Here is a 14,393-nt window from a genome sequence, read left to right on the forward strand (position 1 = left end):
GAATTACCGGCATTTACTGTACCAGCTAGTGAAACGGAAACAGTGGATTGTTTAGCTGATGCTGTACAACCTACCGCGCCTGTCGTAGCTGATGCTTGTGGTAATGATATTACACCAGTAATCACTGAAAATGCTGATCCAGCTTGTGAAGGGGCGAAAGTTTATACCTTTACTTATACCGATTGTGCTAATAACGAAGCCGTATATACCTATACGTATAATATCGAATTACCGGCATTTACCGTACCAGCTAGTGAAACGGAAACAGTAGATTGTTTAGCCGATGCTGTACAACCTACCGCGCCTGTCGTAGCTGATGCTTGTGGTAATGATATCACACCAGTAATCACTGAAAATGCTGATCCAGCTTGTGAAGGGGCGAAAGTCTATACCTTTACCTATACCGATTGTGCTAATAACGAAGCCGTATATACCTATACGTATAATATCGAATTACCGGCATTTACCGTACCTAATGGCGAAAGCTCAACGGTTACTTGTATTGATGACGCACAAGCTGTTCCTACACCTCCAGAGGTTCAAGATGCATGTGGAAATATGATAACTCCAACTGGACCAATTGTTAGCAACGACCCTACTTGTGATGGTGTAAAAACCTATACATGGAATTATACCGATTGTGCTGGAAATTCAAATGATTGGACTTACACATACAATATAAATGACAATATCAACCCTACAATTGATATAGCAGCAAGTGACTTAATTGTAGAATGTGATGGAAGTGGAAATAATGGTGCTATTCAAGACTGGTTAGACAATAACGGAGGTGCTCAAGCTACAGATAATTGTGGAGATGTCACTTGGACAAATAATTATAATGGTGCTGATTCTGACTGCTCTACTCCTGTAGATGTCATTTTTACAGCAACTGATGAATGTGGTAATTCAATAACCACAACAGCAAGCTATGCTATTCAAGATACAACAGCTCCAGTAATTTCAACAGAAGCTTCTAACGAAACTGTAGAATGTGGTGGGGACGGAAATATAACTGATTTAAATGATTGGTTAACTAGTAATGGTGGTGCTGTAGTTTCCGATGACTGCTCAGCAATTACTTGGTCAAATGACTTCACCGCTCTTTCAAGTGAATGTGGAGCAACAGGTTTCGCCACAGTTACATTTACAGCAACTGACGGTTGCGGTAATGAAAGTACAACTACTGCTACATTCACTATTGAAGACACCAATAATCCCACGTTCTCAGTACCACAAGATATCACCATTGAATGTGATCAAGATGCAACGGACCTTACCTTAACTGGTGATGTAACAGATGAAGCGGATAACTGTTCTGCTGATATTGAAGCAACGTATACAGATAGCGTGGCCGATGGCAACTGTCCTTCTGAAAGTATTATTACGAGAACATGGACATTAGTAGACGATTGTGATAACACAACGACGCAAACACAAACTATTAATGTAGTCGATACGACTAATCCTACGTTCTCAGTACCGCAAGATATCACCATTGAATGTGATCAAGATCCAACAGACCTTACCTTAACGGGAGATGTAACGGATGAAGCGGATAACTGTTCTGCTGATATTGAAGCAACGTATACAGATAACGTGGCCGATGGCAACTGTCCTTCTGAAAGTATTATCACGAGAACATGGACTCTTGTTGATGATTGTGGTAACACAACGACGCAAACACAAACTATTAATGTAGTCGATACCACTAACCCAACATTCTCAGTACCGCAAGATATCACGATTGAATGTGATCAAGATCCAACAGACCTTACCTTAACGGGAGATGTAACGGATGAAGCGGATAACTGTTCTGCTGATATTGAAGCAACGTATACAGATAGCGTGGCCGATGGCAACTGTCCTTCTGAAAGTATTATTACGAGAACATGGACATTAGTAGACGATTGTGATAACACAACGACGCAAACACAAACTATTAATGTAGTCGATACGACTAATCCTACGTTCTCAGTACCGCAAGATATCACCATTGAATGTGATCAAGATCCAACAGACCTTACCTTAACGGGAGATGTAACGGATGAAGCGGATAACTGTTCTGCTGATATTGAAGCAACGTATACAGATAACGTGGCCGATGGCAACTGTCCTTCTGAAAGTATTATCACGAGAACATGGACTCTTGTTGATGATTGTGGTAACACAACGACGCAAACACAAACTATTAATGTAGTCGATACCACTAACCCAACATTCTCAGTACCGCAAGATATCACGATTGAATGTGATCAAGATCCAACAGACCTTACCTTAACGGGAGATGTAACGGATGAAGCGGATAACTGTTCTGCTGATATTGAAGCAACGTATACAGATAGCGTGGCCGATGGCAACTGTCCTTCTGAAAGTATTATTACGAGAACATGGACCTTAGTAGACGATTGTGGTAACACAACGACACAAACACAAACTATTAATGTAGTCGATACCACTAACCCAACATTCTCAGTACCGCAAGATATTACCATTGAATGTGATCAAGATCCAACAGACCTTACCTTAACTGGGGATGTAACGGATGAAGCGGATAACTGTTCTGCTGATATTGAAGCAACGTATACAGATAGTGTGGCCGATGGCAACTGTCCTTCTGAAAGTATTATCACTAGAACATGGACCTTAGTGGACGATTGTGGTAACACAACGACGCAAACACAAACTATTAATGTGGCCGATACGACAGCTCCTGAAGTATTAAATGACTTATCAGATATTTTTGTGAGTTGTGATGAAATTCCATCACCACCAACTCTAGAATTTAGTGATTGTTCTGAAGTAACTATTGTTGACTTTTCGGAAAATAGCACTTTTGATGGTACTAACAATGATTATGAAATTGTTTGGAGTTGGTCAGTAATTGATGCCTGTGGAAATAAAGCATCATTTAATCAATCTGTTTTTGTATCTGTTTACGAAACGGTAACACAACTAAGTGAGACTAGATGTATTGACGATGGTGCTATTGATCTTTACAGTTATGTAAGTAATATAAATATTCCATGGCAAGTTCAATCTGGAAACATCTCATTAAGTGATATTGTTGATGGGTATGTTTTACCTTCAACACTTGAAATTGGAACGTATGTTTTAAACCATACTACCGAAACTGAATATGGTTGTGTTGAAACAACTGAATTAACCATAAACCTTCATGATGATTGTATTGTTCTTCCTTCACCTGATTGTGAAAGATCTAACGTAGAAATCTCTAAAGCTATTACGCCAAATGGCGATCAATGGAATGAGTATTTTGAAATTACTGGTGTTGAAGAATGTGGATTTACAGTTGATGTTAAAATATTTAACCGTTGGGGAGCTATGATTTTTGAAGCAAACAATTACCAAAATAATTGGAATGGTCAAGCTCATAAAGCCGCAATAGGTAATGCTGATAAAGTTCCAACTGGAACATATTATTACATAGTGAATTTAAGAAATAGTGGATTTGAACCGTTTACAGGACATATCTACGTAGGAACCAAATAAATACTATAAACCTATGAAACTTGTTAAAAATTATATAGTTGCTATTGCCCTACTGAGTACTTCTTTGGGAATTTCTCAACAGATGCCTCAATTTACGCAGTACATGTTTAATACTGTTTCTATTAACCCTGCGTATGCTGGTAGTAGAGAAACTCTAAGCGTTGTTGGACTTCATAGAAGTCAGTGGGTTGGATTTGATGGCGGTCCCATAACACAAACCCTATCTGTCCACTCTCCATTAAGAAACGAAAAAATAGGTCTTGGTTTATCTTTTATCAATGATAAGCTAGGAGATGAACGTTTCACTTACATGTATGGTGACTTTTCGTATACTATTAACACTGGAGAAAAAACCAAACTAGCCTTTGGTCTTAAAGCTGGGTTTACAAGTTATCGTCTAGACAGACAAGCTTTAGACCCTAACGCGCAAGACCCTAATATTTATGGTATTGAAGACAGATGGAGTCCTAACATTGGTGCTGGTTTATACTGGCATACCAACAAATGGTATTTAGGGCTTTCAGCTCCTAGAATTTTCACTAATGATTATCATGATAGCGACAGCGGTCAAGACTATGCTGCTCTTGAAAGAGTAAGTTACTATTTTACTGGTGGTTATGTATTCAGTTTATCAGAAAACACCAAATTAAAACCAGCCTTTTTAGTTAAAGCTACAAATGGAGCTCCAATGTCTTACGATGTTACGGCAAACTTTTTATTCTATGAAAAATTTTGGCTAGGTGGTGGCTATAGAATTAATGAAAACACATCTTCTCTTGGAGGTATAGCAGATTTTCAAGTTTCAAAACAATTTAGAATTGGATACGCCTATGAATATCCGCTATCCGACATTAATGATTATACAGGAGGAACACATGAAATTATAGTCATGTTTGAACTATTCAGAGAAAGACGAGTTAAATCACCTAGATACTTCTAAAAAACGTACTTATGAAAGCGAAAATATTATTTACCGTAATTGCTCTTTATAGTGTTTTTGGGTTTTCTCAAAAACAACAAGTAAGAGTTGCCGATAAACTTTATAAAGACTATGCTTATTTAAAAGCTGTCGATTTATATAAAGAAGCCGTAAAAAAAGGAGACAGTAGTGCCTATGTACTAACCCGAATAGGTGATTGTTATTATAATAATTCTAACTCTGAAGAATCTACCAAATGGTATAAAATGGCCGTAGAGCTTCATGAAAAAGACCTTGAACCAATTTATATTTACAAATACTCCCAAGCTCTAAAGGGACAAGGAAATTATGAAGATGCCATAACCTGGTTAGATAAATACAAAGCTTTAAACCCCGATGATGATAGAATTGCTGGTTTAAATTTTGATAACCTTGACTTATACCAACAATTATCATCTGATGATGACGTATATATGCGTGTAAAATCTCTAGAAATTAACTCTAAGTATTCAGATTTTGGTGCATATAAACATGATGGTAAACTATATTTTTCATCTGCTAGAGATGGAAAAGACAAAATATATGATTGGAACGGTGAACCATATTTAGATATTTATGAAGCGTCTATTGAAGAACAAGACGGTGAAAATTCACATCACAGTGCTCAAAAAATTGATGCTAAAAACATAAACTCTATTTATCACGAATCTAACATTGCTATTACTCAAGATGGAAAAACAATGTATTTCACTAGAGATAATGTTACCAAAAACAACAGGTTACGTACTGACAGAGAAGGTACATCACACTTAAAAATTTATAAAGCTAGTTTTATTGACAGTACTTGGACAGATATTAAAGAGTTGCCCATTAACGATAAATACTTTTCTAGTGGTCATCCTGCTTTAAGTCCAGATGATAAAACTCTGTTCTTTGTTTCAGATCGCGAAGGTGGCTTTGGACAAACAGATATTTACAAGGTAACTATTAATGAAAATGGCGAATATGGAACCCCAGAAAATATGGGACCTAAAATAAATACAGAAGGAAAAGAAATGTTTCCTTTTGTAGCCAAAGACAGTACGCTATATTTTTCATCAGACAGTAATATCAATTTAGGATTTTTAGACATTTTTAAATCTGATATTTTAAAAGGTAATTCTAGCAACCCTGAAAACTTAGGCGCTCCTATTAATACCAGTTACGATGATTTTGCTTATTTTATAGATTCTGATACCCAAACAGGCTACTTCTCCTCTAACAGACCTAATGGCGCTGGAAGCGACGACATATATGCGTTCATTGAATGCTATCAAACTATAGAAGGTATTGTAAAAAATAGCCATTCAAACGAACCTATAGAACTCGCCACTGTTAAACTTATAAACGAAGATGGCAAAATTTTAAAAGAAGTTAATAGTACAGAGTTAGGTGAATATAAGTTTAAGGTAAAATGTGGTACTAAATATACCGTTTTAGCTTCTAAACAGGATTATAAAGACGACCATAAAGATATTACAACAGGAATTGAACTTGCCGAAGTAAACACTTTAGATTTATCATTAACGCCATTAATTATTGATGATGAAATAGTTATCAACCCTATCTTCTTCGATTTCGATAAATGGGATATTAGAGCTGATGCTGCTTACGAGCTAGAAAATATTGTTTCAGTTATGCGTGCTCATCCTGATATGGTTATTAAAATAGAATCGCACACCGATAGCCGTGGTGGTGACAGATATAACATGAAATTATCTGACAGAAGAGCTAAATCTACAAGAGACTATTTATTATCTAGAAATATAGCTCCAGAACGTATAGAAAGTGCTATTGGCTATGGTGAAACACAATTAGTAAACGAGTGTTCTAATGGTGTAAAATGTACTAAAGAGCAGCATCAAGAAAACAGACGATCTAAATTTATTATTCTGTCTGGTAAAAATTAATTTCTATTATAAAAAGACTGTTTAAACTCATGTTTAGACAGCTTTTTATGTCCTATTAAAACAGTGGGTAATAAGGTTCATAGTAATTATATAGCTTACACATTCTAATTTCCTAAAGTAATTCTTATTACCTAAAGCCACTCTTTAAAAAAAGAGTGGCTTTAAATTTACTTACACAAAAAAAACCGCCCCATAACAGAGCGGTTTACTTCATGCTAAACAAACAACATGAGGAATCTAAAATTTAACAACAATAATTGTTAAAAAATAATATAGCTTACATATTATTCCTTAGCTTTTATTTTTTTAAGAAGATGTTCGTGAAGTACCATCTCCCTTCACTATCCATCTCAGCAGATATGTCAAAATCAGTAAAATCACCTTCAATGTTTTCTTTATGTCCAGGACTATCTAACCAAGCATTAACAACAGATTGTGCCGATGAAAACCCATAGGCAACGTTTTCTGATACTTTGGTTGCTCCTGCATTATTAATTAAGTAGTTTTTTCTTTGGAAAAAATTATGATGAGAAACATCTCTAGTTTCTACCATATAATCTGTGTGACTAAAGGCTTGCGACTTTATAATATCCATATTATCTAAAGCACTAAAACCGTTAGTAAGCCTATACTCATTTATAAGCTCAAGTATTTCAATTTCTATTTGTTTGGCTTCTGGTACAACAAATGTAGAGGCTACTTTGTTATCGTTTTCATCTATACTATCTGTAGAACATGAAAAAGTAAATAAACATAATAATACCAAAATTGGTAGTAGGGTAGGTCGTTTCATTGTTAGGTTATTTTAGATTTGGTTCTGTAAAATTAGAATCCTATCTAAAACAAACTGTTAATAAAATGTTAAAATCGATGAAAAACATGTATTTCACCGATTTTATATGTTTTTAAACGACATAAAAGTACTTAAAATGCTTTTAAACGATAAAATCAAGGAGATAGTCGTTTTTTTAACCAATTAGTAGTCTTAGCTTGATCTAATACATACAAAATCCTGTCGTGGAGTCTATTAGGTCTTCCTTGCCAAAACTCAAACTCTAACGGAGTTACTTTATAACCTCCCCACCAATCTGGTCGGGATACTTCTTTATCAGCATATTCTTCTGAAAGCTCTACTAATTTCTTATCTAGGCTATCACGGCTTTCTACCTCTTCACTTTGATTAGAAACTAAGGCACCTATCCTACTTCCTTTGGGTCTAGACTTAAAATAAGAATCACTAATATCGCTACTTGTTTTATTAGCCACACCTTTAATAATAACTTGTCGCTCTAGCTCTGGCCAAAAAAAGGACAAACATACATTAGGGTTTTTAGCAATTGCCTTTCCTTTATTACTATTGTAATTAGTAAAGAATACTAAACTATCATGATCCATTTCTTTTAAAAGTACAATTCTACTTTCTGGAAACCCCGATACACCAATTGTAGATAATGTCATGGCATTGGCTTCTACTTTTGGAAAATTTTCATCTATTTCATGAAACCATTCCTTAAATAATACCATAGGATTATCAGGTGTTTCCGCTTTGGTTAAAATATGTTTTTCGTAAGATTTTCTGTAACTCCCTAAGTTTGTTTTCATTATAAAGATTATTTTCTATGTATCATTCTTTTACCAAGAATAATTTTTAATTCTTGATTTATTTGACATAAATTTAGGCTTTTTTGAGGAAAATGACATTTGAAAACAGCCCCTTTTACAAACGTCTTGAACACAAAAAAGTAGTATACAGTTTTGGTACTTTTTATTTTTGTGACATGTTTTTTATATCCGAATTAAATGAAGGCATTCATTTTGATTGGGATAAAATAACACAGGTTATCTCCACGATTTATGATGTTTATGGTAATAACAACGTTAAATTAGCTCATATTTCTAATAGAGTTAACTCCTACTCTATAGAACCACATCTTTGGATTAACTTTAATGAGGAGTTTGGTTTTATTGTTGCTAGTGCCATCGTTTCATATTCTGAAATGAATTACATTAATGCTACTATTGAAAAAAGGTTTTCTAAAAATAGTATAAAACGATGTGCTAGTCTTGAGCAAGCTATAGAATGGGTAGAAAATTTAAGAGAGTTTAATTAAATTTAAACGTTTTCCCTTCTTTAGATAATTCAATAGTGCTATTAAACACCTCTTGTGCTTCACTTTTAAAGGCGTTTAAATTATCATAACGCGTAGAATAATGTCCTAAAATTAACGTCTTAACATTGGCTTGCTTGGCTATTTTTGCTGCTTGTTTAGCCGTACTATGTTTTGTTGGTTTTGCTAGTTTTTCATGTTTCTCTAAAAAAGTAGATTCATGATATAGCACATCAACATCTTTAATTATTGGTAAGATAGATTCGTTATAAGCTGTATCGCTACAAAACGCATAACTTTTTGGTTTAACAGGTGGCGATGTAACATCGGCGTTTTTTATTAAATCGCCATCATTATTTACAACATCAAAACCTTGCTTTAGTTTTCTATAATAAGCTTTATCAATATTAGCATCAATTGCAGCTCCTACACGTAATTTTCTTTCGCCTGGTTTTTCCTGAAATAAAAAACCATTAGTATAAACTCTATGATCTAACGGAATTGTTGACACTTGTACTTGATTATCTTCAAATATAACTTCTGAAGCTTTTGAAGTTAATTCATGAAAAATAAGTCTGTAATTCGTCCAAGAGTCTGCTAACTTCATTTGAAGTGTTATAACTTCTTTGATTCCTTTGGGGCCATAAATGTGTAAATCGGTTTCTCTTGTAAGTAGTCTAAATGTTGATATTAAACCTACTAAACCAAAATAGTGGTCGCCATGTAAGTGTGAAATGAAGATGTGCTTTATGCGATTAAATTTCACCTTATTTTTTCTAAGCTGAACTTGCGTTCCTTCTCCGCAGTCAATTAAAAATACATGATTTTTTATTTCTAAAACTTGCGAAGTAGGATTGGTGTTTATTCGTGGTGTAGCACTATGGCAACCTAAAATGGTAAGTTTCATACTAAAACCCTAAATCTCGTTCCATTTCTTCCATTTCAATAATATCGTAAGCCTCATGTAGTGTTGGCACAACAACTATTTCGTCTGGGATGTCATCAAAATTCACTTTTTCTGAAACTATTACAAAAGAGTTTTTGGCTGCTCTATGATTATTAGATAGTCTTAAAAACTCCACTATTTCTTGTAACGATATAGGTTTTAGGCTGGTTAAGTTTACGATAATATTATCGTTTTTAAAACGCTCGTACATAACATCTAGCTTCTTTACCAGTTCTATAATAGAAGCTTTTTCCTGTGTAATTATGGAAATGTTACCATCTTTATCTATTATCATAATTTTATTGTTTTATTTTAGAAGCTAGCAAGTAAATTACAGCCATTCTAACCGCAACACCGTTTTGAACTTGGTCTAGTATAATAGCTTGATCAGAGTCTGCAACATCGCTTGTAATTTCAACACCTCTATTTATTGGTCCTGGATGCATAATTACAATCTCTTTATTTAAAGAGTTTAACAAGGCTTTATTTACACCAAATTGCTGAGAGTATTCTCTGGTAGATGGAAAATAATTAATATCCATGCGTTCGTTTTGTACTCTTAGCATATTAGCTACATCGCACCATTCTAAGGCTTTTCTAAGATTAGTTTCAACTTTAACGCCTAATTTATTAATATATTTTGGCAATAATGTTTTTGGGCCACAAACCATAACATTGGCACCTTGTAATTGCAACGCATAAATATTTGAAAGGGCTACTCTACTGTGTAAAATATCGCCAACAATAACCACATTTTTACCTTTAACCTCTCCAAGTTTTTCTCTTATTGAATACGAATCTAACAAGGCTTGTGTAGGGTGTTCGTGCGCACCATCGCCAGCATTTACAATACTTGCATTAATATGATTAGATAAAAACACTCCTGCTCCTGGATTAGGATGGCGCATTACAACCATATCAACTTTCATGGAAAGAATATTGTTAACCGTATCGATAAGTGTTTCGCCTTTTTTAACTGAAGATTGAGACGCCGAAAAATTAATCACATCAGCTGACAATCTTTTTTCTGCTAATTCGAAAGACAATTTAGTTCGCGTAGAGTTTTCAAAGAAGAGATTGGCAATCGTAATATCTCTTAATGAAGGGACTTTTTTTATGGGTCTGTTTATAACTTCTTTAAAGTGGTCTGCTGTTTCAAAAATTAAATCAACATCAGATGCTTTTAGATACTTAATTCCCAATAAGTGGTTAACACTTAATTCGCTCATGGTTATTGTTTAGTTCTTAATTAAATATACAGCGTCCTCACCGTCGTTTTCAACCCATTTTACTTTTACCTTTTCTTCATTTATAGCATCTACTTGTCTTCCTCTATAATTGGGTTGTATAGGTAAATGTCTACTAAATCTTCGGTCTATTAAGGTTAAAAGCTCTATTTCTTTAGGTCTTCCAAAAGATTGAATGGCTGTTAGAGCTGCTCTAATACTTCTTCCTGTGTACAATACGTCGTCAATAAATACAACGTTTTTATCTTCAACTAAAAAGTTAATTTGGGTAGTGTTTGCTTCAAGTATTTTTTCGCCTCTTCTAAAATCATCACGATAAAAAGTAATATCTAAAAACCCTAACTTAATATTTTTAACCTTATAGTCTTGCTCTAAAATTTGAGCTAGTCTTTCTGCTAAAAATGTGCCTCTAGGTTGTAGGCCTATTAGAACTGTATTCTTAAAATCATAATGGTTTTCAATAAGTTGGCAAGCCAATCGATGAAGAATGATGTTTACCTCTTTTGCACTAAGTAAAGCTTTATGACTCATATTGTAACCAAAAGTATCTAAAAAGCAAAGTTACGGTAAAAAAGTGTAGGTTACAATGAAGTTATATAGTTATGTTGCTTACAAAAAAGAGTCCCTTACTTAGGAACTCTTTTTAAAATGTATTATGTTTTTACCAATCAACTTTTAATGAACTTATATGATTTTGTTTGTCCATTACCTTTAAAATTAATAATGTAAACACCATTGTTTAAATAACTTGTGTTAATTGCTTTTAATGTTTTTATGCTATTTTTTGAAGCAATTAATCTACCTGACAAATCATAGAGCTGATAGGATGTATAACTTTTATTATTAATTAATTGCACACTATTTTTACCAACTACCATTTTAAATTTGGTATAATTTTCTTGGTTGAGTGATAACGTTGCATCAAATTCGCTATACATAGTCATGGTTGTAAGGTTTAGCAAATCGGTTAAAAACGAAAGTGTTCCCGATGGAATATAAACTCTTAAGTAATAATCATCGTTAGGGTTTACATCATCTATAACTACTTCAAAGCTACCTCCTACCAAAATGATAACATCGTAAAACGAACAGCTAATTTCTTCCAAATTGTTAGTGTCGCCATTAACTGCTTTTAAAATTTGAAAATCTATTTGAGATCCTAAGGAGAGCCCTAAAGTAGCCATCCCAATGGTAATTTTATTATCACCGTTAGAAATATCGTGTTTGTAAAACACGTCGGCCGAAGTCCCGCAAGCTGGTGTTAATGCTGATGACGTGGCTGAATTAAAATCCAATACATTTAAATCTACACCAGCACCATCAATAACAATGGCATCTTCAATGGTGTTTCCACTTTGTGCAAAAGCACATAAGGTGAATGCATACAATGCTAAACTAAGTAACATTTTTTTCATAATAATAAGTGTTTAGGGTTAATAAATAATAGACTATTAATCTGTTAGGGGAATTATATTTAGTCTAATTATAAAGCGCTTTATAATTATTATGAAATTCTAATTTGAGGTCTATATCATATTATGTATTTTTTAAATAAAATTAAAAAAACGAAATGTTTCCCATTTAAGCTAGTTAAAAACATGCAATAAAAACAACTAAACGCAATAAAAATCTATGAAATACATAAAATTCTAACATTTACCATGTTTTGGGTATAAAAAAAGCCTTGCATTTGCAAGGCTTTTTATTATTTAAAAATGTGGGGAAGAATTATTTCTTACCGTCCATTTTATCTTTAAGTGCTTGAAGCGTTTCGTTAGCATCACCTAATGTTGGTTTTGCTTCGGCAGCAGCATTAGCAGCTTTCTTAGCAGCGGCTTTTACTATTTTTGCTTCTTCTTCTCTAAAGATGGCTGTATGAGAGGCAACAACTCTTTTGAATTCTTTATTGAACTCAATAATTTTGAACTCTGCTTCTTCTCCCTTTTTAAGTTTTTTACCATCTTCTTTTTCTAAGTGACGTGCTGGTACAAAAGCAACGATATCTTCGTTAAACTCGATTGTTGCACCTTTGTCTACGATATCAGAAATTTCGGCAGTGTGAGATGTTCCTACTGCAAATTCAGCTTCGTATTTATCCCAAGGGTTCTCTGTTGTTTGTTTGTGTCCTAAACTTAATTTACGACCTTCAACATCTAACTCAAGAACAACTACTTCTAGCTCATCACCTACGTTACAGAACTCAGATGGGTGCTTAATTTTCTTAGTCCAAGATAAATCTGAGATATAAATTAATCCGTCGATACCTTCTTCTAATTCAACAAATACACCAAAGTTTGTAAAGTTACGTACAATACCTTTATGTGTAGATCCTACAGGGTATTTTGTTGTAATATCTGTCCATGGGTCTGGTGTTAATTGCTTAATACCAAGGGACATTTTACGTTCTTCTCTATCTAAAGTTAAGATTTGTGCTTCAACTTCGTCTCCTACAGATACGAAATCTTGTGCAGAACGTAAGTGTGTAGACCATGACATTTCAGATACGTGAATTAATCCTTCAACACCTTCAGCTACTTCAATAAATGCACCGTAGTCTGCAATAACAACTACTTTACCTTTTACTTTATCACCTACTTTAACATCTTCACCTAAAGCGTCCCATGGGTGTTTACTTAATTGTTTTAATCCTAATTGGATTCTAGATTTATCCTCATCAAAATCAAGAATTACAACATTAAGTTTTTGATCTAATTCTACGATTTCGTTTGGATGATTAATTCTAGACCAAGATAGATCTGTAATATGAACTAAACCATCTACGCCACCAAGATCGATAAACACACCGTAAGATGTAATGTTTTTCACAACACCTTCTAGTACTTGACCTTTTTCTAATTGGCTGATGATTTCTTTCTTTTGTTCTTCAATATCTGCTTCGATAAGTGCTTTATGAGACACCACTACGTTTTTAAACTCGTGATTAATTTTCACCACTTTAAATTCCATAGTTTTGTTTACATACGCATCGTAATCACGGATTGGTTTTACATCGATTTGAGAACCTGGTAAGAATGCTTCGATACCGAATACGTCAACAATCATACCTCCTTTAGTTCTACACTTCACAAAACCTTTAACGATTTCTCCGTTATCGTGAGCTGCATTTACACGATCCCATGCTTTAATTACACGAGCTTTACGGTGAGATAATACTAATTGTCCAGTAGCATCTTCACGTACATCGATTAATACTTCTACTTTATCACCAACTTTTAAATCTGGGTTGTAACGGAATTCATTTAATGAAATAACACCCTCAGACTTTGCGTTGATATCGATAATAGCATCGCGATCTGTAATGTGGATAACTTCTCCTTCTACAACTTCATCATCTAAAGTATCTACAAAGTTATCGGCTACTAATTTTTCGAACTCTTGTAATTGAGAATCTTCAACCTCATCAATACCTTCTTGGTAATTGTGCCAGTTAAAGTCTTTTAAAAATTGTTCTGGATTTTTTTGAGCTTCAGAAACTTGAATTTCTGGAGTTTCTGTTGTTTTTGCTTCAGTTGCTTCAACTTCAGCTTGTTTTGCTTTTTCAGCCATGTGCTGATTAAAAATTTGTATTCTGTATGATTACGGAAGATTTAAAGCGAAACACACAGAAGTGTTTTTAAAATTTGTTTACTATCCTTTCTCTATTTCCGACTATCCGCTAAAAGGAGTGCAAAAATACTACTTTTTATTAGA

12 protein-coding genes are annotated in these 14,393 nt (G+C 34.1%); 4 read left to right on the top strand and 8 right to left on the bottom strand.

Going from position 1 to position 14,393, the window contains the following annotated elements; genetic code table 11:
* From EJA19_RS11960 to EJA19_RS11970, 3 genes are all read left to right on the top strand, one after another.
* The coding region (locus EJA19_RS11960) for a gliding motility-associated C-terminal domain-containing protein (RefSeq protein ID WP_148101712.1) at window positions 1-3,513 on the top strand (3,513 nt) is incomplete at its 5' end.
* Between the two features lie 13 nt (window positions 3,514-3,526).
* Complete coding sequence (locus EJA19_RS11965) at window positions 3,527-4,453, top strand: PorP/SprF family type IX secretion system membrane protein (protein ID WP_125468616.1); 927 nt, start codon at window positions 3,527-3,529, stop codon at window positions 4,451-4,453.
* A gap of 11 nt (window positions 4,454-4,464) precedes the next feature.
* On the top strand, window positions 4,465-6,381 hold the full coding sequence (locus EJA19_RS11970; protein WP_125468617.1) for an OmpA family protein: 1,917 nt from the start codon (window positions 4,465-4,467) through the stop codon (window positions 6,379-6,381).
* Between the two features lie 298 nt (window positions 6,382-6,679).
* Here the strand turns inward: EJA19_RS11970 and EJA19_RS11975 are convergent, their stop codons facing one another.
* Complete coding sequence (locus tag EJA19_RS11975; protein WP_125468618.1) at window positions 6,680-7,174, bottom strand: CAP domain-containing protein; 495 nt, start codon at window positions 7,172-7,174, stop codon at window positions 6,680-6,682.
* Between the two features lie 155 nt (window positions 7,175-7,329).
* Window positions 7,330-7,983, bottom strand: a complete 654-nt coding sequence (gene pdxH, locus EJA19_RS11980) for a pyridoxamine 5'-phosphate oxidase (RefSeq protein WP_125468619.1) — start codon at window positions 7,981-7,983, stop codon at window positions 7,330-7,332.
* Between the two features lie 176 nt (window positions 7,984-8,159).
* On the opposite strand from pdxH, the gene EJA19_RS11985 reads away from it, so the two are divergent.
* Window positions 8,160-8,492, top strand: a complete 333-nt coding sequence (locus tag EJA19_RS11985; RefSeq protein WP_240640288.1) for a hypothetical protein — start codon at window positions 8,160-8,162, stop codon at window positions 8,490-8,492.
* On the opposite strand, the gene EJA19_RS11990 is transcribed toward EJA19_RS11985, so the two are convergent.
* The 6 genes from EJA19_RS11990 to rpsA form a co-directional block, all read right to left on the bottom strand.
* Window positions 8,485-9,396 (bottom strand): ribonuclease Z, encoded by a 912-nt coding sequence (locus EJA19_RS11990; RefSeq protein ID WP_125468621.1) that lies wholly within the window; start codon window positions 9,394-9,396, stop codon window positions 8,485-8,487. The genes EJA19_RS11985 and EJA19_RS11990 overlap by 8 nt on opposite strands.
* A 1-nt stretch (window position 9,397) precedes the next feature.
* Entirely contained in the window at window positions 9,398-9,730 is a 333-nt protein-coding gene (locus tag EJA19_RS11995) for a ribonuclease Z (protein ID WP_125468622.1), read from the bottom strand.
* 4 nt (window positions 9,731-9,734) lie between these two features.
* Window positions 9,735-10,664: an aspartate carbamoyltransferase catalytic subunit gene (locus EJA19_RS12000; RefSeq protein ID WP_125468623.1), complete on the bottom strand. Its 930-nt coding sequence runs from the start codon at window positions 10,662-10,664 to the stop codon at window positions 9,735-9,737.
* A 9-nt stretch (window positions 10,665-10,673) separates the two neighbouring features.
* Window positions 10,674-11,213, bottom strand: coding sequence for a bifunctional pyr operon transcriptional regulator/uracil phosphoribosyltransferase PyrR (pyrR, locus tag EJA19_RS12005; RefSeq protein ID WP_125468624.1), 540 nt, complete (start codon window positions 11,211-11,213; stop codon window positions 10,674-10,676).
* A 137-nt stretch (window positions 11,214-11,350) separates the two neighbouring features.
* The gene (locus EJA19_RS12010) at window positions 11,351-12,097 is read right to left on the bottom strand and encodes a T9SS type A sorting domain-containing protein (RefSeq protein WP_125468625.1); all 747 of its coding nucleotides are present in this window, start codon (window positions 12,095-12,097) and stop codon (window positions 11,351-11,353) included.
* 313 nt (window positions 12,098-12,410) lie between these two features.
* On the bottom strand, window positions 12,411-14,249 hold the full coding sequence (rpsA, locus tag EJA19_RS12015) for a 30S ribosomal protein S1 (protein ID WP_125468626.1): 1,839 nt from the start codon (window positions 14,247-14,249) through the stop codon (window positions 12,411-12,413).
* Between the last annotated feature and the right edge of the window lie 144 nt (window positions 14,250-14,393).

Source organism: Mangrovimonas spongiae, from assembly GCF_003944795.1.
Classification (GTDB): domain Bacteria; phylum Bacteroidota; class Bacteroidia; order Flavobacteriales; family Flavobacteriaceae; genus Mangrovimonas; species Mangrovimonas spongiae.